At 45.7% G+C, this 18,452-nt stretch carries 21 protein-coding genes, 4 tRNA genes, 1 rRNA gene and 1 pseudogene; 24 read left to right on the top strand and 3 right to left on the bottom strand.

Features of this window, described 5'->3' with window-relative positions; translation table 11 throughout:
* Positions 1 to 258 precede the first annotated feature (258 nt).
* The 11 genes from rrf to AC3WQ3_RS16140 all read left to right on the top strand — a co-directional run bounded on the left by rrf (position 259) and on the right by AC3WQ3_RS16140 (position 5,896).
* Positions 259 to 375: ribosomal RNA gene (gene rrf / locus AC3WQ3_RS16190) — 5S ribosomal RNA — on the top strand.
* A 90-nt stretch (positions 376 to 465) separates the two neighbouring features.
* Positions 466 to 537, top strand: a tRNA-Glu gene (locus AC3WQ3_RS16185).
* Between the two features lie 5 nt (positions 538 to 542).
* Positions 543 to 618: transfer RNA gene (locus tag AC3WQ3_RS16180), tRNA-Val, on the top strand.
* 4 nt (positions 619 to 622) lie between these two features.
* Positions 623 to 696: transfer RNA gene (locus AC3WQ3_RS16175), tRNA-Trp, on the top strand.
* A gap of 9 nt (positions 697 to 705) precedes the next feature.
* Positions 706 to 778: transfer RNA gene (locus AC3WQ3_RS16170), tRNA-Lys, on the top strand.
* A gap of 664 nt (positions 779 to 1,442) precedes the next feature.
* A complete protein-coding gene (locus AC3WQ3_RS16165) occupies positions 1,443 to 2,222 on the top strand; it encodes a hypothetical protein (protein ID WP_492472788.1) in 780 nt (259 codons plus the stop codon).
* A gap of 87 nt (positions 2,223 to 2,309) precedes the next feature.
* Positions 2,310 to 3,011, top strand: coding sequence for a hypothetical protein (locus tag AC3WQ3_RS16160; RefSeq protein ID WP_492472787.1), 702 nt, complete (start codon positions 2,310 to 2,312; stop codon positions 3,009 to 3,011).
* 16 nt (positions 3,012 to 3,027) lie between these two features.
* On the top strand, positions 3,028 to 3,444 hold the full coding sequence (locus tag AC3WQ3_RS16155) for a YhfM domain-containing protein (protein WP_341174418.1): 417 nt from the start codon (positions 3,028 to 3,030) through the stop codon (positions 3,442 to 3,444).
* A 31-nt stretch (positions 3,445 to 3,475) separates the two neighbouring features.
* Positions 3,476 to 4,045: a GNAT family N-acetyltransferase gene (locus tag AC3WQ3_RS16150; protein WP_492472785.1), complete on the top strand. Its 570-nt coding sequence runs from the start codon at positions 3,476 to 3,478 to the stop codon at positions 4,043 to 4,045.
* Positions 4,046 to 4,189: 144 nt separating this feature from the next.
* Positions 4,190 to 4,966: a Cof-type HAD-IIB family hydrolase gene (locus tag AC3WQ3_RS16145; RefSeq protein WP_492472784.1), complete on the top strand. Its 777-nt coding sequence runs from the start codon at positions 4,190 to 4,192 to the stop codon at positions 4,964 to 4,966.
* Positions 4,967 to 5,233: 267 nt separating this feature from the next.
* Entirely contained in the window at positions 5,234 to 5,896 is a 663-nt protein-coding gene (locus AC3WQ3_RS16140) for an HAD family hydrolase (RefSeq protein ID WP_492472783.1), read from the top strand.
* A gap of 96 nt (positions 5,897 to 5,992) precedes the next feature.
* Here AC3WQ3_RS16140 and AC3WQ3_RS16135 read toward each other — a convergent pair whose 3' ends face one another.
* Positions 5,993 to 7,150 carry a glycosyltransferase family 4 protein gene (locus AC3WQ3_RS16135; RefSeq protein ID WP_492472782.1) on the bottom strand — a complete coding sequence of 386 codons (1,158 nt, stop codon included), beginning with the start codon at positions 7,148 to 7,150 and terminating at the stop codon, positions 5,993 to 5,995.
* A gap of 230 nt (positions 7,151 to 7,380) precedes the next feature.
* On the opposite strand from AC3WQ3_RS16135, the gene AC3WQ3_RS16130 reads away from it, so the two are divergent.
* Both AC3WQ3_RS16130 and AC3WQ3_RS16125 read left to right on the top strand, forming a co-directional pair.
* Positions 7,381 to 7,950 (top strand): DMP19 family protein, encoded by a 570-nt coding sequence (locus AC3WQ3_RS16130; RefSeq protein ID WP_492472781.1) that lies wholly within the window; start codon positions 7,381 to 7,383, stop codon positions 7,948 to 7,950.
* A 101-nt stretch (positions 7,951 to 8,051) separates the two neighbouring features.
* Complete coding sequence (locus tag AC3WQ3_RS16125) at positions 8,052 to 8,342, top strand: hypothetical protein (RefSeq protein WP_492472780.1); 291 nt, start codon at positions 8,052 to 8,054, stop codon at positions 8,340 to 8,342.
* A 109-nt stretch (positions 8,343 to 8,451) separates the two neighbouring features.
* Here AC3WQ3_RS16125 and AC3WQ3_RS16120 read toward each other — a convergent pair whose 3' ends face one another.
* Positions 8,452 to 9,825 (bottom strand): hydroxysqualene dehydroxylase, encoded by a 1,374-nt coding sequence (locus tag AC3WQ3_RS16120; protein ID WP_492472779.1) that lies wholly within the window; start codon positions 9,823 to 9,825, stop codon positions 8,452 to 8,454.
* A gap of 165 nt (positions 9,826 to 9,990) precedes the next feature.
* Positions 9,991 to 10,764, bottom strand: a complete 774-nt coding sequence (locus AC3WQ3_RS16115) for a sporulation protein (protein WP_492472778.1) — start codon at positions 10,762 to 10,764, stop codon at positions 9,991 to 9,993.
* Between the two features lie 224 nt (positions 10,765 to 10,988).
* Here AC3WQ3_RS16115 and AC3WQ3_RS16110 point away from each other — a divergent pair, with 224 nt between their 5' ends.
* The 11 genes and pseudogenes from AC3WQ3_RS16110 (at position 10,989) to AC3WQ3_RS16060 (ending at position 18,451) form a co-directional block, all read left to right on the top strand.
* On the top strand, positions 10,989 to 11,675 hold the full coding sequence (locus AC3WQ3_RS16110; protein WP_492472777.1) for a class I SAM-dependent methyltransferase: 687 nt from the start codon (positions 10,989 to 10,991) through the stop codon (positions 11,673 to 11,675).
* A 30-nt stretch (positions 11,676 to 11,705) separates the two neighbouring features.
* Positions 11,706 to 12,149 (top strand): hypothetical protein, encoded by a 444-nt coding sequence (locus AC3WQ3_RS16105; protein WP_492472776.1) that lies wholly within the window; start codon positions 11,706 to 11,708, stop codon positions 12,147 to 12,149.
* 20 nt (positions 12,150 to 12,169) lie between these two features.
* On the top strand, positions 12,170 to 12,721 hold the full coding sequence (locus tag AC3WQ3_RS16100; RefSeq protein ID WP_492472775.1) for a hypothetical protein: 552 nt from the start codon (positions 12,170 to 12,172) through the stop codon (positions 12,719 to 12,721).
* A gap of 23 nt (positions 12,722 to 12,744) precedes the next feature.
* Positions 12,745 to 13,179 (top strand): annotated as a pseudogene (locus AC3WQ3_RS16095) (GNAT family N-acetyltransferase); the annotation flags it as partial.
* Positions 13,180 to 13,269: 90 nt separating this feature from the next.
* Positions 13,270 to 13,794 (top strand): YfiT family bacillithiol transferase, encoded by a 525-nt coding sequence (locus AC3WQ3_RS16090; RefSeq protein WP_492472793.1) that lies wholly within the window; start codon positions 13,270 to 13,272, stop codon positions 13,792 to 13,794.
* A gap of 18 nt (positions 13,795 to 13,812) precedes the next feature.
* On the top strand, positions 13,813 to 14,286 hold the full coding sequence (locus tag AC3WQ3_RS16085; protein WP_336779277.1) for an NUDIX domain-containing protein: 474 nt from the start codon (positions 13,813 to 13,815) through the stop codon (positions 14,284 to 14,286).
* A 24-nt stretch (positions 14,287 to 14,310) separates the two neighbouring features.
* Entirely contained in the window at positions 14,311 to 14,823 is a 513-nt protein-coding gene (locus AC3WQ3_RS16080) for a GNAT family N-acetyltransferase (protein WP_492472774.1), read from the top strand.
* Positions 14,824 to 15,121: 298 nt separating this feature from the next.
* Positions 15,122 to 15,871 carry a class I SAM-dependent methyltransferase gene (locus AC3WQ3_RS16075; RefSeq protein ID WP_492472773.1) on the top strand — a complete coding sequence of 250 codons (750 nt, stop codon included), beginning with the start codon at positions 15,122 to 15,124 and terminating at the stop codon, positions 15,869 to 15,871.
* Positions 15,861 to 16,601 (top strand): SDR family NAD(P)-dependent oxidoreductase, encoded by a 741-nt coding sequence (locus AC3WQ3_RS16070; protein WP_492472772.1) that lies wholly within the window; start codon positions 15,861 to 15,863, stop codon positions 16,599 to 16,601. The genes AC3WQ3_RS16075 and AC3WQ3_RS16070 overlap by 11 nt, the downstream gene beginning before the upstream one ends.
* Positions 16,602 to 16,760: 159 nt before the next feature.
* A complete protein-coding gene (locus tag AC3WQ3_RS16065) occupies positions 16,761 to 17,450 on the top strand; it encodes a response regulator transcription factor (RefSeq protein ID WP_492472771.1) in 690 nt (229 codons plus the stop codon).
* Positions 17,447 to 18,451: a sensor histidine kinase gene (locus AC3WQ3_RS16060; protein ID WP_492472770.1), complete on the top strand. Its 1,005-nt coding sequence runs from the start codon at positions 17,447 to 17,449 to the stop codon at positions 18,449 to 18,451. Before AC3WQ3_RS16065 ends, AC3WQ3_RS16060 begins: the two co-directional genes overlap by 4 nt.
* Position 18,452: the final 1 nt, after the last annotated feature.

Raw genomic sequence — 18,452 nt, 5'->3', positions numbered from 1 at the left:
AGGTAGATAGGCTGGGGGTGGAAGTGCAGTAATGCATGGAGCTGACCAGTACTAATCGGTCGAGGGCTTATCCAAATAGCAGGTTTTAGTCGCAAGTTTCGTTTCGGATCTAGTTTTCAGAGAATGATCTCTGAAATGAAAATCGGTACAACACTCCAATGTGTGTATGATTTTCAGTTCCACAGACGCTGAACCATTCATCCACACCGATGTGTAGGACCGAATGGAACGCGAATGCATTTGTTACACAAATGCTCGTTTGGTGGCGATGGCGGAGGGGTTCCACACGTACCCATCCCGAACACGACCGTTAAGCCCTCTAGCGCCGATGGTACTTGGACCGAAGGGTCCTGGGAGAGTAGGACGCTGCCAAGCGAGACCCCACTGGGGTATTTTTTTTGGCTCGTATGAGTCATAAGCTCAGTTTAGTAGATTTACAGCTTCTTGTTTGTTGAGAGCTATTAAGGCCCGTTGGTCAAGGGGTTAAGACACCTCCCTTTCACGGAGGTAACAGGGGTTGGAATCCCCTACGGGTCATATATGGAGGCTTAGCTCAGCTGGGAGAGCATCTGCCTTACAAGCAGAGGGTCGGGGGTTCGAGCCCCTCAGCCTCCACCATTTTAGGGGCATAGTTTAAAGGTAGAACAACGGTCTCCAAAACCGTTGGTGTGGGTTCAATTCCTGCTGCCCCTGCCATTTTATTATGAGCCATTAGCTCAGTTGGTAGAGCACCTGACTTTTAATCAGGGTGTCGAAGGTTCGAGCCCTTCATGGCTCATTGTTTATCTCCGTGTTGGAGGATCATTCATCCGGCGTGTAACTTCAAAATTATCAAAATGGACGATGGTTAGTTTAGCTGAGAGTAAACTCCACTAACGACGGTGTCTGCTGAATTTAAGAAACCCTTGAGGAATACTCAAGGGTTTTTTCGTGTTTTCTCAGGCTCTATGGCATGTAACTATAAAGAGTACGACGAAGCTGAGTATAGGAGACGATATTTAAGTCCCTAAATGTTAAGAGTATCGAGACTTTGAAAAATAAACTGGACTAGTGTTACATATTAATCCTCTTGAAAGTAATTTAAGGAAAAATATGCTAGAATAGGAATGATAACTAAAAAATATAATGCCTGTAGCTTAGACATTTCTGCTTTGATCAGGTTGATTAGGAGGGAAAAGTATTGTTTTCAATAGTGTCATCCTTTGCAATTATATTTAACTTGGTGTTATACGGGTTGGGCGTATACGCTCTAATCCTGTTTATAAAACTTGCTCAACGTGGAATCCAAGCACTGGATATCTATCTAAGTGAAAAACGTGGGGAACGCTTCTGAGTCTCTCATGAATCAATCAACCACAAGATTATCATTTTTCTCTCAGTGTTTTATTTCTACTGGTTTAGTATGATTAACACATCAATTAAGTAAAGAGAGGGCAAATGACATGGTGGATACTTTTTTAGGTCAAATTAACGACTTGAACGAGCTTCAAAAAGATTTGGTCAGCATACATCCTTTATTTGCAGAGCATTATCCTGTGGTTGTCGCATTTGAAGCCCTATTATATATGTATGATTACTCGGCAGAGAAAGGGCAATATGAATGGGTGAAAACGGTTCCGGATGATCTTAATATCCCTGACGAGTGTCTGGCAGCCATGCCAGTACACCATATGGACGAACGAATGTGTGCAATTGTGACAGACTCAGCCTTCCAAAATTTTGAGCAGAAAGTGTTTCTGTTTCACGAGTATGTTCATTGTTATGTCCATGAGAAATATGAGGAGATCGGAAATCGTCTTCCAATTAAACATAGGATGGAGAAAATTAAACGTGTGACATGGGAGTTGGATTACGAATTCCCTTATGAGGATGAGAATGCGGTCCAGCGGATCAATTCACTGTTGATTGCCTTAAAGAGCGGGGATGTAGTCCAGGTACAATCAGCAAGAAAGGCGTTATTCAGCTCTTTAACAGAGGAACAAGGGGAGTACTGGAACTGGCTGGAGTGGAACGAAGGCTATGCGCGATATATTGAGAATCGGATACGAGAAAAATTCGGGCTGGAATTGAATCATTGGGGGGACGCAGCCCCTTATAATCGTCTGGTTTTCTATGAGTGCGGATCGGAGTACATCAGTCTGTTGGTTCGTGAACAGCCGGCTCTTCATACAGATTTGGAACAGTTGTTTAATACAATTCTGTTAGAACGAGTTCAGGGATGAATTTGCTTTTCCTCGGCTAAATGCTGTTAAGTAATGTTTCTTATCGGTTCTATGAGCAGCAGACTCTTGTGTAAAGGAGAATATTCCATGCCACTGCCGATGGTTCACTTACATGTTGCTGTGCTATTTGCTGATGCTAATCCAGAACGTGTTGAAAGAGGTTCGTTCTATCTTGGGAATATTGCACCGGATTCCATTCATATGCGTGAAGGTACAACAAGGGAGGACAAGGAATACACTCACTTCAACCCTAAGGGTGATGAGAAATATATCGCACGTTTACAAGAGCTATACTCCGTCTATATTCAACAACGTTCAGATGAGGGCTGGAAGTGGTTTATACGCGGTTATTTCATGCATGTCATGACGGATTATTACTGGTTCCGGAGTGTGTATCCTGAATTCGTGGAACGAGTCACCAGCACAGATGAAACCAACGATGTGAAGCGAACCAAGGATGAACTTGGCCGTTTGTACTACAAGGAGACGGATCAGATTGATTTTAACCTCTACCATTATGCCAGTTGGAGTGGGGACGTGTGGCATATGCTCAAGAGCACGCAGAGTTATGATGTCGAGGGTCGTTTAACCGCAGAAGAGATTCTGCGCTGGAGGGATCGTACAATTTCATTTTTTAACGAGCCGGCCAATGAGCCCAGAATCGTGCCAACATACTTGACTGATGACTTGGTACAGGCGTTTGTGACCGATACGGTGCAGCGGTTGATCTTGTTATTCCAATCTTGGGACCCTGAGTTGCAGCATCTGAATGTGAACATGGGGAGCTAGAGAGGGGGAGTATCTAATGAAAAAAGGAGCAATCTTCTTATGTTTGTTCGCTGTTTTCCTTGCGAGTTGTACACATACCGATACTTCTGGTGCAGATGAAAATCTTCCCTCGCTCATCACTTTAACGTGTAACCCTGATTACACATTTGAACCCTGCCAAGATATTCAGTTCAATGAGCCAACCGAAGTTCGGGTGATCATGAATGCGATAGGAAACGCGGAACTTTTACCAGGAAATCTTAATTACCTAGCACGATACAAAATGAGTGTAACGAATACGGATCAATCCGTGACCAAATATGATTTTTCTATAGGAACTGATCCTAAAATGAAGGCCCTGTTGGTAGACGGGATAGACACCACCACGGGATATAGCATATCGCTAGAGGATTCAAATCAACTAAGAGCATTAATTGAGAAGCATACCGATTAATCAGACATCATGAATGGAGAGACCGTTATATATGGAACAACCGATTATTATTCAACCCTTAAATTCAACAGATGTGGATGGTGCCTACCTGGTGTTTGAACGTTCCATCACGCAGGCGTTTACTCAAGAGGGACTGGGATCGCTTCAAGATGATATTAAAGATGAAATTGAACACAAAAAGTCCCTGCTTCAATCAACATTACATCCGGACAATTCTAGAGAGTCTACTGATATCGGTTCTTTTTTTCTGCTGGCTAAACGCGGAAATAACGTAGTTGGAACGATTTCATATGCACCCTGCGGTGAGGAGATCCGAATTCTCAGTGGGAATCGACTGAATCATATCGGAGAATTGGGTAGCTTATACATACTGCCGGAAGTTCAAGGGCAGGGAATAGGTTCGATGCTCATTGAGGCGCTCGCAACTGAGCTGCAGAAGCGAGGGGTTAAGCAATTTTGCCTTGATAGCGGCTACCGGACCGCGCAGAAGAAGTGGAAGCGAAAGTTTGGAGAACCCTACACCGTGGCACGCAATTACTGGGGCGAGGGAACGGACCATATGGTGTGGTTATGCAATGTGAAGGATTTTGCAGCAAATTAGAAGCGCACAAGAGATGACTACCTGGACTCACAGGGGTCATCTCTTTTACGAAGTGGGACATTTAAAATGTGAGGGTCCTTTCTGCTGAGGTTTGTCTTCCTCAGTGTATTCAATTCAAATTACGCAGAAGAGGGGGAAGAACGTTTGATTCGAATAGTATTTTTCGATGTAGACGGTACATTGTTGAGCGAAACGGACCGTAGTTTATCATCAGCTACGGCGGATTCCATTCGCGAATTGATACATAAAGGCATACGGGTGGTACTTGTCACAGGCAGGCCCTACAGTTTGTGTGAGGAATTCATTGATTTGGGGATCGATACCATTATTTCAGCCAACGGGGCATTGATTAAAATCGGGGAAGAGATTATACATAAGTCCGTGCTCTCTGGACAGACGGTCCGGGAATTAAGTGAATTTGCCGAGCTGAACAATCACTGCATGTCCTATTTTACAGAGTCGTTTGCGATGAATGGTGTACGTGCCACGGATGTTCGTGTCTTAGGTGCCTTGCAGGAAACACTTGGCGTAACGCATTCTCCGCAGAAAATGGATTCTTTGGAGCAGGAAGTGGTTTGCATTTGTTTATATGCGGATGAGACAGAGGCAGAGAAATTTCAAGCCAGATTTTCTTCATTGCGCTTTGTGAGATTTCATCCGTATGTGTCCAATGTGCTGGAAAAAAACGAAGTATCCAAATCTGCAGCTGCAGCAAGAGTCCTTGACTATCTCCATCTGACCAGAGAGGAAGCCATGGCCTTCGGTGATGGGGAGAATGATATTGATCTGCTAGAGTTTGTAAGCCTCGGGATCGCAATGGGAAACGGGGGAGAACGTCTTAAACAAAGCGCAGATTACGTTACTCTAAAAGCGAGTGAGGACGGGGTCACCCATGCATTGAAGAAATTTAAGTTGTTATGAGCAAGAAGGATTTAATGTAAAATATATCCTTAATATGGATTTTAATATAAAATGGTAGATAAAGAGGTGAGGGTGATCGAAGAATTGATTCTTTTGGTGTGTATCTTGATGATGACAGTCACATTACTTAGCATCGAAGTGAAAACCAAAAAAATAATGCAGGAGCAAGCCCGAATAAATCAGAAGCTGGAGCAATTTCTGGAGAAAGACTCCTAACGAGGAACAGATCCACGTAATTTAAGATAAAGTTAAGGGGGCATAAGTAAAATGGAGAAGTTTAAAGCCATTATTTTTGACTTGGATAATACCATTCTGAACAGGACACGAACTTTCGAGGGATTTACTCAAAGTCTGTTGGAGACATACTTCAGTCATTTGGAGACTACCGACGATATTAGCCAACGAATTATTGAACTTGATCAGGATGGTTATAAGGATAAACCGCTTCTATTCAATGAATTGCTGCAGGAACTGCCTTGGTCCGTGTACCCGCCGCATGCAGAGCTTATGGAGTTCTATAACAAGGAGTATGTAAGAAGCGCGGTGCTGATGGAAGAGGCGCGGGAAGTGGTGCAGCAGCTCCGAAGCAAATACCAAACGGGATTAATCACCAACGGCAAAACAGACATACAGTATGGCAAAATCGATCAGCTTGGAATTCGGGATGATTTTGACCTGATTATTGTTTCGGAAGAAGCAGGGGTGAAAAAGCCCGATCCGCAGATATTTCGGCTGGCACTCGATCATTTCGGTCTGTCTCCCGAGCAGTGCATTTACATCGGAGATCATCCGACGAACGATGTTGAGGGAGCTGCCAATGTAGGCATGAACACCATCTGGATGAAAGTCAACCAGCCTTGGCGGGATAGCATCACGGCCCGTCCTCTGCATTCCATCACGCATCTGCGTGAATTGCTGCCCTTGCTATAAGGGAGGAATAGTTGAAAGAGTGAGGATGTTGGCTGCATCCCCACTTTTTTGTAGTATTACCTAGCTTAACTCAAGCATGTGTCTTTCTAACACGGTTCAGGCAGTTATCATTCGAGACCTCGAGCGTCTGTTGCGGTTTTCAATGGCTTCTTCATAGTCCTTGATCAATCCGTCAAATATATGTTCCCAGGATCGCTGGAGAGCCAGCTTCCTGCCTTCCAGACCCATCATCTGAAGCTGATCCAAGTGATCGCCCCAGAAACATATCTCACGAATCAAGGCTTCGGGATTGCCCGGCTCAAACAAAACACCACTACGGTGATGTACTACCAAATCCTTCACACCTCCAGCATTTGCAGCAAGAACAGGCAGTCCGGAAGCCATGGCCTCCAGCACCACATTTCCAAAGGTCTCTGTGCAGGAAGGAAACACAAACCAATCCGACGAAGCATACATAGCAGCAAGCTCTTCGCCATGCACATAACCGGTAAAGGACACATTCGGTGGGCATTGTGAACGCATTTTGGGAAGCAGGGGTCCGTCCCCTACAATGAGCCAATGTACACGGGATTGCATGTGTTCAGGCAGGTTCTGCATGGCAGACGTGAGCGTAGCGATATCCTTTTCTGGGGCAATTCGTCCAACGTAGAGTAAAATAAGAGGGGCTGTTATATTGTAGCGAGTACGAATCGCGTCTCTTCGCTTATCTGGTGAATACAGATCGCAGTCAATTCCGCGTGACCAGAGCTTAAGACGCTGAATACCTTGCGACTGGAGTGTGTTTAGCGTTTCCACGGACGGGGTCAGGGTGGCATCGGCGGATCGATGGAACCATTTGATGTACTTCCAATAGAGAGGAATCATGCTTTTTAATCGGTAATATTCGAGGTAGCGATCGAAGTGGGTATGGTAGGAGACCACATGCGGCAGTCGATGCTTGAGTGCATACTTGAGACCGAGAAGTCCCATATTGAAAGGTGTGGCGATGTGCAGCAGATCTGGCTCAAAGGCTTGCAGCTGTTGATGGATGGAGTTCCGGTTAGGTAAGGCGATCCGACATTCCGGATACAGAAAAAAGGGGATATTGGCGACCGCTCGTACCGAAGCGGAGTCACTGCCATCAATGACAGACATCGGAGTAAACAGCAGATGTTCGATACCTCTGCGGTTCATGTGGTTACTCAGGCGGTGCAGTGTACCGGCAACACCATTGGTTTCGGGAATGTAGGTGTCAGTAAACAAGGCCAGGCGCATCATTACCCCTCCCATGACTCTTGATGTGAAGATCATAACAATGGATCGTTTTCCGCAGGTCAAATGAAGGTTAACTTCAAGACGCTCTATGTAAATTTGAAGATAGCCTGTCCAGGAAAAATGATGAATGTATTCAATTAAAATAGGTTATTCTGCTATGATATAAAAGTTCAAGCGACTGAGAGGTTGTTTTGACCGCAAATGGGTCTAGTGTATATAGGAGGAAATGGATGAATACCTTACAGGAAGAATTACAACAATTATTGCCTTTGGATCAGCTAGAAGCCATGTCTGGGGAAGAAGTGGTGGGGAGTGTGGCCATGGATCTATACCGTGCGGAGTTTGCAACCATTCGTAAATGTGGGCCTGAACTTCCGCAGGTTCTGCGTGACGTGATCCTAATTATTGATCTGGATACCGAGCTGTCCATGAACGGCATGACCGGATTTTTGGAAAATGCAAGCGGAGGATTTCTGCAGGAAACCATAACAGCGATGCAGCGGATCGGGAATGAGGCTGATGCCGAGATCCTCATGAGTATCCAGCACGAGTTATCCGGAAGTGGCGTAACTTCCGAGCAACTGAGGCAGAATGTGAATGCACTGTCTGAGCACGACGTAGCCACATCGCTGAAAACACATGGGCCGCACATTCATGAAGTCCTGCAGCGGGTAGAATTGCAAGCCGGAAGCTTAAGCATGCAGGAAGATAATGAAGAAGCATTCGATCTTCTGTATCAATATGTGGACAATAACAAAGCCAGCTTAAGACAGGAAATTGAGCAAATCTTGATAAATTAAATTCAGTTCACGGGGAGAGCTACCATAAACGACAGGTGATGTAGTGGATCTTATTTTTCCAGACTGATGGATGAACACACCGTGTATAAGGGGGCCAAATGATGGGGATCAATAGGCGTTTGTGCGTTGAATCATTACTGGTTACACTGTTCATGACTTTGGGTATAATCGGTTGGAAGGTAGCTCGAGGAATGTGGATGACAGCGACTTACGTACCTGAAATGTCACATAGCTATTCATCTGTTGCTAATTTGCAATCCCAAGTTACATTTGGAGCTGTCGTTCGATGGGATGCCGGGTTGATTTTTCTCTATGGAATTGGTTTTATTCTGTTTGCCGCCGCTTATTATGGAATCCGGTCAGGTCTCATGAAGAGAAAGCAACGTTCTTAGAAATCATGTTACCTCATATTTTTTGTACACCAAAGGGCAGCTCTGCTCGTCAGGTCATGACGGCGCAGGCTGCCCATTTTGCTACACCGGCATTAGCGAGGTCAGATGACTATTCAGTCGCTTCCTCAAGAATGCCGGCTGCTGCCTTCTGCCCGGATAACACGGCACCTTCCATCGTGGTAAACATGGGCTGTTTGGTATAATCACCAGCAAGATAAAGTCCACGGATTGGAGTCACCTGTTCGGGACGCTTGCGTTCATTGCCTGGGGCGATTCGATAAAAGTTTTCATTCCCTCGGACAATACGATACTCGGTTACGGATGAAACCCCTTCATGAAGTCCGATGGCAGCAAGGCCTCTCCGAGCCCGATGCCAGACTTCCTCATCTGGGAGATCAATTAGCTCATCCGGGTTTACCATAATGATAGAAGCTCTGCCAGGTCGTCCACGAAACGTAGTGCGGGATTGTTCTCCGAACGAACCAACATCAGTACCCGGTCCAAATGTTGTCCGATCTTCCGGTAGAAGAGGAAGTGCCGATTCGAATTGTACGGTAACATGCGGCATCGCATCCAGGGTCAGGAAAGGTTGGAACCATTCATGCTCACTGAAATGCTCCTCAAGTAATTGCTGGGAACGACGAATATTGGCCGCAACAACGATACGATTCGCTTTAATTCGTTCTCCATCTTTTAATTCCACACCTTCCAAACCATTCGCTCCGACTAACAATCGCGTTACAGGGGCGTTGGTACGAATGTGTCCTCCTTTTTGCTCGATTGCTGCTGCAAGAGGGGCGCACATCACATCCGTCATGCCCCCGGTGAAGGCACCAATCCGCATTTTATGAATACGCGGGATGCCCGGAAGAAAGAGGCCGAAGAAGGCGTATGCCGAATATTGCTCAAGAGGCATGAAGAAAATGCCGGAAGATAACGGTTCAACGATGCGCTCCAGAGCCTGCTCATTTACTCCGTGCTGCTTAGCATAATCAAGTAGCGATATCTCATCCAGTTCCTCAGGTCTAGAGACACAGTCCTTGAACCCTGCAGCCAGAAACGGGACAAGGGAAGCCTTATCGCCAGGTGTAATAAAATCATTGTTGCCTAGTACGCCTGATAATGTTTTAAGTGGAGCATGGATAATGTCCAGTCCAAATTCGCCGTACTCTTCTGCGTCAGGATGGCGGACTTGCATGGTTGTCTCCCACGCCAGCATCTGATCCAGATCTATGCCTGCCCGTTCAAGTAATTTTGGCAATTCTTTATAATATCCAATGAATTTATGAAATCCCGATTCCACTTCCATCCCGCGCTCTTCCCAATTGCCTGTGCGTCCCCCAACATATGGGGCTGCTTCTAGGATTAGTACAGGCTTTCCGTGGTCCACAAGTTCAAAGGCACAGCTTAAACCAGCCAGGCCTGCGCCAATGATAATCGTTGAATCTTCGTTCTTTTCCTGATTCTTACGTTGTGAACTCAAGTGAAATTCGCCTCCTCTGTTTTATTTAATATACCCATTATTTCCAGCAGGCAAGCTGGTTAAGAAGATCCCGTAAGAGGCTATTAATTAATCAACAAATAAAAAACAGCCCTCTGACCGCATGAAATGCAGCCTGAGAGCTGTTGATTTACTACAAAAATTGATTTATAGATGCTTGGAAATGACTTCTTCAAGACCTTGGGCTACAGAGTGAGCTCCTCGCTCCAAATGTCTGTCATACAAATGCAGACGAACGAAGCTTTCGTCCGTACCCATGGCTTCTGCAAAAATGCCGCCAAGACCACGTGCTCTTCGGTCGATCTGCAGCAGCAATTCCATGGAATCGCCCATCGGATAGAACAGCACTTCCAGTTCATCCAGATATCCACGGAACTTGTTCGTTGGCACGAACTCAAACTCCTGTACAAATGGCAGATTGCCGCCAAGTTTTGGAGCATAATCATTGGTCACTTCGCGCAGCCGGAAACCAAGGATGTCGATGGCATCCAGCACGGTACGCATATTCTGAGTGGGCACAACGCGAAGTCTGTCCCGATCTGAAGGGTCAACGGCACTTGAGATATCCAGGCCTGTCTCTACCCAGACCTCTGCGCTATGGAGCGTGATTGGAAGGTTTTCTGGCAGGTCGAACGAGAACTTCTTCTCAAGCTTCGTCCCAGGTTGAAGTGTAAATCCTTCGGTCAGCAAATATCTGGCCACTACGGCTGTTTCCTTTACTTTGCGATCATCGTGTTCCCTTATGTAATGCGTGTTGATGGTCAGATAGATCCGGTCCACATTTTGTTCCACATCTCCAGCTTGAATATAGACGGTTCCCGAAAGGACTCCTCCTGGCTCGACCTCTGGTGTATCGAGTTCCGTGTTGACCTTCGCTGCTCCAACACCTACACTGGCTAACATTTTCTTGAAAAAAGACATCCGTTCAACCTCCAGATCATAATGGTTTATACATGGAAAAAAATATGACTTCGACCTTAATACGGAATCGATGAGATAGTCGTTTCAAATTTGTTGTAAATGGTTGTTGAGAACGAACATAGCCTGTGCTTAGCCAAAAAAGATGGGGAAAAAGACAGGAGAAATAAACTCCAGTTGTCGAATATTGTTTAATTAGGAATTTCCTTCTGGAAGGAGATGTAACGATGGGAATGGATTGGTACGATATGATCGCCCTGCGAAACGGAGGATATAAGGGGAGATCTACATATACCTGGGAAGGTCAATCGGCGGAGGACATTTTCGAAGAACGATTGATCCGGTTGCTCTCTCAGCATCAATCCGTGCTCGATGCGGGCTGTGGTGATGGTGATTTTACAATGAGAATGTCTCCACATACCCGTCATATTACGGGTTTTGATAATTCTAAGGAGCTGCTGCGTATCGCGCAAGCTGCACTTGAAGCGGCAAGCGAAGTGAACAATGTTGAGTTTGTGTATGCCACAACGAAGACCGAAGTCCCTTTTGAAAATGAACAGTTTGATCTGATCTATGACCGCAGAGGGCCTACTTCCATCATTGAACATGGAAGAGTGCTGCGAAGTGGTGGCATGATCTTCGGCATACATACAGACATAAGGAAGGTGAAGGAACGATTGCTTCGCAACCGATATGAGCAGATCGAGATTGAGGAGTTCAATGAGGCGTTCATGATTTTCCCGAATGAACAGGAATTTGCACTTTTTCTCTCCGATGTTCCAGGCAATCCAGATTACACACTGCCTGAGTATCGGGAACAATTACAGGTGAAAATCCAGGAGCATCACATGAACGGGAAAATTGCTGTGCGAGAGCACAAGTACATCTGGAAGGCGGTAAAAACCGCCATATAACAACAATTTATCAGTTTGAGGTGCAACGATATGAATCGAAACAAAACGAAGGAACTGCTGCTTGGGGACGATATTAGAGCACTTTACGAGCAGATGGACAATGGAGAATGTAAATATAAGATGATAGCAGATGACGGGAGCTATTATTGTAGAACGGTTGCCTCTCGCGAAGGAGCCTGGCAGAACAGCCATCTCCATCTGCATGTGACCGAGCATTATCTCGTTCAAGCTGGCTGGATTGCTTACGCATCATATGTAGAAGGCCAATCCATTTTACATCTTCGGATTGTTACAGAAGGACAACACATTGTTGTTCAACCGGGGGTTCATCACAATCTGTACATGTCTGCGGGCAGTGTAATACATACCATCAAATATGGGATCAACACCGCAAGTGACTGGACGGCATCTCCCGAATTGGATCGGTTGACACAGTCCTTATCGGAGTATGAAATCTTGCAAAAAGGCAGCTAAGCAGTCAGGGGGTTGGACCAATGCGAAAACGAACCATATTTTGGATCACGGGGATCGCTATTGTAGTTGTTGTGGTGCTGCTTACCTACAATAACTTGGTCCCCAGTCTGAAGGAGCAGGATGTCAGCATGAAAGGCACCATTCGTCAGGTCGATACGGATAAGTATGAGGTGGATATGCAGATCACCCGTAGCAAGGAAGACAATGGTATTCACATGGTATACCCTTTGATTTTCGGTTGGGGCAATCTGTCATTCAATGAGGAACTGGACGATTCATATTTAAGGCCTTCTTCTGTGGGTACATCAGGCGAATTGGAACAGCTCGTTCATCAAGCGTTGCAGGATGAGGATATTAATACGACTAACGAAAATGGGAATTTCACGGGATTCTCCATACCTAATGAAGCAGGTACATATAGAGTGCGCTTCACGATCTCTCCATTGAGTGAGAATGTTCATTCAATAAATGATCCCCAGATCTATTATGTGCATCAAGAGAAGGTACTCGGAAAAACTCTAAATTGGGTCAAGAAAGAGCACATGGTGATGATTAAGGAGAGTGTGGAGTGAAGTCAATATACCGATCCAATGAGATGACTGTACGATTGTTGGAAAAAGCAGACGAAGTTCATTTGGTTCAGTGGCTGTCTGACCCGGCAGTACTGCAATATTACGAGGGCCGTGATCGGCCGCATGATCTGGAGCGGGTAAGAGAACATTTTTACAGACAGGAGGATGCCACGAGTCGTTGCCTGATTGAGGTGGAAGGTAAGCCTATAGGCTATATTCAATTCTATGAGCTTGAAGAAGATGAACGAAATGAATACGGCTATGGAGATACGGATGAGATAATCTATGGAACAGATCAATTCATAGGCGATGTAGCGTACTGGAATACAGGAATGGGCACAAAACTTCTGCAATCTATGGTAGCCTATTTAACAGATGAGAAGCTGGCTCGGAAAGTAGTCATGGATCCCCAGACAAGGAACGTACGGGCCATCGCTTGTTATGAGAAATGTGGGTTCAGAAAAATCAGGCTGTTGAGGGAACATGAGCTGCACGAGGGCCAGATGAGAGACTGTTGGTTGATGGAATATGACAAGGAGGATTGGAGAATGGATTTGCGTTACCCGATAGGCACATTTGAACATACCGGCGAAATTACAGCCGCACAGAGGGAGCAGTGGATTCAGGATATTGCCGAGCTTCCAGAACGTGCGAGAGAAGCTGTAAAAGGATTAAGTGACGAGCAATTAAGTCTGCCCTATCGGGAAGGTGGATGGATGCTCAAGCAGGTTATACACCATATGGCAGACAGTCACATGAACAGTATGATCCGTTTCAAATTGGCTCTCACTGAGGATACACCAACGATAAGACCTTATTATGAAGAGCGATGGGCAGAGCTAAACGATTCAAGGGATTTGGATATTGAGTTCTCCCTGCAAATACTGGATGCGCTGCATCGACGCTGGGTTGCACTGCTGCATACATTATCCGATGAGGATTATGCTAAACAATTCTATCATCCGGGTTCGCAGGAAACGACAAGCCTGGATTACAACCTGGGGGTTTACTCCTGGCATGGCAGACACCATGTTGCCCATATCACTTCGCTCAGAAAAAGGCTGGGGATCTAACAGAGAGGTGCAGCTATTGTGAAAGAGCCGAAATGGTTTTATTTGAATGAAATGGAGCAGCCTGAACGAGGAATTGCATTCGTGATTATGGTTACACAGTTTCAGGAGAAATACGTCGTTGTTTACAACAATAAACGCAAAGGATGGGAGTTTCCGGGGGGCACTTGTGAACCAGGTGAAACTCCGCTGAACGCTGCAGGCAGGGAACTCTACGAAGAGACAGGAGCAATAAGGTTCAATCTTGAGCCTTTTGGTATTTACAAAATGAATGGGAATCTCGGCATGGTTTATTATGCCTCTGTTGACGAGTTCAACTCTATGTCATTTGAGCTTCCGAATCATGAAATTGGAGGGCTTAAATTGGTAGATGCCTTGCCTTCGGGCATGAGCTTTGGAGAAATGTTCTATATTTTTTTGGAGCAATGGACAGCGTATCCCTCTAAGGGAACTATCCAGTATGATATGGATTTAACGGGTGTTACTAAAATCTAAACGATGTTGTAAGGGAGAGACAAGATGAACATACATATTCGAACGTTGAATGAGAATGATCCAGCCTTAATCTCTCAGGCATTCCAGAAACAAGGCTGGGTCAAACCTGTGGAACAGTACCTTCACTACCTGGCAGAACAGGAAAAGGGTGAACGCATCACATTGATCGCCGAGTTGGACGGAGCATTTGCGGGATACGTCAATGTCCTATGGAATTCACCATACCCGTCGTTCAAGGAGCAGGGAATCCCTGAAATTAATGATTTCAATGTGCTGATCCAATATCAGCGTCAAGGCATAGGTTCACGATTAATGGATCGCGCGGAGGAATTGATTCAAGAACGCACGGATACTGCAGGGATTGGGGTTGGCGTATTCACCGATTATGGCAAAGCCCAGATTCTATATGCCCGACGCGGATATATCCCGGATGGCAAGGGAATTCACAAGCATGATCGCTACCTTATGCCAGGGGATGAAACCATCATTGATGATGACGTCGTACTTTATTTAACAAAGAAATTGAGAACGGTTTAAAATTAATAATATACATTTGAGCGTGGCAGTAAAACAGGGCTTGAGCAGAGGTTAATCTCCTGCGATAAGTCCTTTTTTTGATCCTTATTGAACTAGGTTTTATCTATGGAAACGTACAAGAAAAATAGAGATATATTCGGCAAAAATGGTATAATATAGTGTGGAGTTCTGAAGCAATATGACGAGTTAAAACGGCTAGATATCAAGGGGTTTGCATGGATAACTAACGATTAGTTACATACATAAGAGAAATTAGGCAGGAGCACCTTATTGGAGGAAATTGAGGAGGAGTATTGCGTTGGAGAAGACAATTAAAAATGTACAGGATCTGTATGATATGCTGGATGCAGAGTTTAGGTCAGCGAAGCAATTCTGGGAGCCATTCTATGAAGATCGGGATCGTCCAATTCCCTTTTTCCCTAACAAGCCTGATGAGAATCTGGTTGACCAAGTGAATTCGGGCTTGCTTACCGGAGGAAAAGCGATGGAGCTTGGCTGTGGACCCGGGCGGAATGCACTTTATTTGACAAAGGCAGGGTACAGCGTGGATGCGTATGACCTTTCCGAAACAGCGATTGCATGGGCCAAGGAACGAGCTGCCGAAATGCAGCTGGATGTGAACTTTGAATGCCGATCCGTATTTGAACTTGAACCGGAGCAGGCGTATGACTTTGTCTATGATTCCGGCTGCTTGCACCACTTGCTGCCACATCAGCGTATCCCGTATATTCAGATGATTACCAATGCACTCAAGCCTGGGGGTTATTTTGGCATGACGTGTTTTGCTCCCGGTTTTGGAGGGTTGGGCGGACCAGAGACTGTGATGAACGACTGGGAAGTGTATCAAGAGAGATCCATGAAGGGCGGACTGGCTTTTACAGAGGAGAAGCTTCGTTATTTGCTGGAAGATCCGTTTGAATGCGTGGAGCTGCGCCCGATGCAGGCGATGGGTAAGGAAGATCATCGATTCGGCCTTCCGATCCTGTGGGTGACGCTATGGAGAAAACCGCTTACTGATAAAAAAGGGGGGGCTAAGCATGGGGAATAGGGGGGTTATTATTACTGGTACGTCCAAGGGGATTGGCTTGCAACTGGCTCAGTTGCTACTGGAACAGGGAGACCGGGTCTATGGCGTTTCACGGGAGACTGCTGAGCTTCTGCATGGCCATGACCTATATAAGCATTTTAAGTATGATCTGAGTGATCTGATGGGTATAGAAATGTTGGTGACACGAATACTGGAGCATATTCCTTTGCAGGAAACGGAGTTCATAGGACTTATTAATAATGCAGCAATGCTGGAACCCTTGAAGCCGATAGATCAGTGCAGCACAGAAGAGATAAGCAAAAATTTGAATATTAGTTTAGGAGCCCCAATGATGTTGAGTTCTTCTTTTATACGGCAAACTAATCATCTTGCTGCACGTCGAAAAATTGTGAATATGACCTCGGGTTCAGGTAGTTATCCGGCACCCTCGATGGCCGCATACTGTACCTCAAAAGCTGGAATTAACATGTTTTCGGCGTGTGTGGCGATGGAACAGTCTGAGAGGATGAACCCTGTAGAGGTCATAGCGTTTGATCCTGGCATGGTAGATACAGAACTGCAGGCTGTGGCAAGAGGCAAGAGTACAGATGAATTTGTGCTATCTGGTCTATTTAATCAAGTATATGAAGCCAAGCAATTAAGATCGCCACGGGAGGTAGCCAAGCAGCTCATTGAACGGATCGAAGAGATCAGTGTTACAAACAAAGTCATACATACCATGGAGAGCTAACATTATTCATTACGATTTCTCGATTTTACTGCTCCATGTTAAGTTCCCTTTGATCTAACTTCAACTTCGCTGTAAACTGACAACATACTGAGATGGGATTAGTTCATTTGTAATTTAACGTATTCCAGCCTTAGAAGAACGGAAATGTGGTGAAGGACCTTGTTTAAAATTATGCTTATTGAAGACGATGAATCCTTATTCAGCGAAATTAAGGAAAGGCTGTCCCAATGGTCTTATGACATATATGGCATACAGGATTTCGGGAAAGTCATGCAGGAGTATAGTGACGTTCAGCCGCAGCTGGTCATCATTGATATACAATTGCCCAAGTATGACGGTTTCCACTGGTGCCGGATGATTCGAGCTCACTCGAACGTGCCCATTATCTTTTTGTCCTCACGGGATCATCCTACGGATATGGTCATGTCCATGCACCTGGGAGCGGATGATTTTATCCAGAAGCCCTTCCATTTCGACGTCTTGATCGCGAAAATCCAGGCCACATTGCGGAGGGTGTATAACTACAACACGGAACGCATCGAACTTCGAACCTGGCGCGGGGCAGCGATAGAATATGTGAAAAATACACTGACACTGGGTTCTGAAGTGGTTCTTTTGACCAAAAACGAAATGTTTATTCTCAAAGTGCTGATAGAGCACAAAAATCAGATTGTCACCCGTGAGGAAATGATTCGAAGCTTGTGGGATCATGAACACTTTGTGAGTGATAACACGCTGACGGTCAACGTCAATCGGCTTCGCAAGAAGCTTGAGCCACTTGGACTGGATGCGTATATTGAAACCAAAGTGGGACAAGGATATATGGCAACGGAAGAGGCCGAAGCATGATCGGCAAATACATCAGAGAAAAGCTCAGCTGGATCTTGCTGCTGGTAGCCATGCAGCTCATCATTTTGTTTGTTGCCTATATGGACTCTTCCATACCCCTTCAATCTTTGGCATACGTTGTTATCCTGAATGTGATGATTTGCATGGTGTTTATCTGGGCGAGATATCCAAGGGAAACCCGTTTTTATAAAAAACTAACGACCTGGGACCATACCTATGATCTGGCAGATCTGGATACAGCCGAAAGTCCCTACGAGCTTATCGTGCAGGATGCCGTAACCTCACAGACCGAGCGCTATCGGAAGGAATCCTCAACTAGTCTGATTCTGCTCGAGCAGGAGAAGGACCAGATGTTATCCTGGATCCATGAGGTGAAGACACCGCTCACAGCGCTGCAGTTAATGATCGAACGTACCCCGGATGAGAAACTGCGGAATCAGATGACGTACGAATGGCTGCGAATTCATCAACTGCTCGATCAGCAGCTGCATCAGAAGCGAATTCCATTTATGCATAACGATCTGTTTATCGAAGAGACGGAGCTTGAACCGATTTTGAATGCGGAGATTCGAGCCTTGAAATCCTGGTGCATTTCCAAAGGCATCGGTTTCGATGTGTCTCTAGGTGTCACGCGTGTTTTGACCGACAGCAAATGGCTGAGTTTTATGATCCGGCAGCTGCTGAGCAATGCGGTGAAATACAGTGAATCCTCGGATATTATCATCGGAAGCTGGGAGCAGGAAGGACATCACGTTCTCTCAATTCAGGATCACGGGCGAGGAATTGAAGCGCAGGATTTACCCCGTATCTTCGATAAAGGCTTCACGTCAACCCGAGGCAGGCTGGAAGGTGCGGCAACCGGAATGGGGCTGTACCTGACCCGGCAGGTGGCACAGACGCTTCATATGGACATTCACGTCGAGTCTGCTCCCGGCGAAGGCACAATCGTCAAACTAACCTTCCCCCGGAAAAACGACATGGTGCATCTTGCGGGCGTGTGAC

The organism is Paenibacillus sp. FW104-T2, assembly GCF_058789975.1.
Note: the sequence above shows the minus strand (reverse complement) of the source record. Positions and strands in the feature narration are given on the sequence as shown.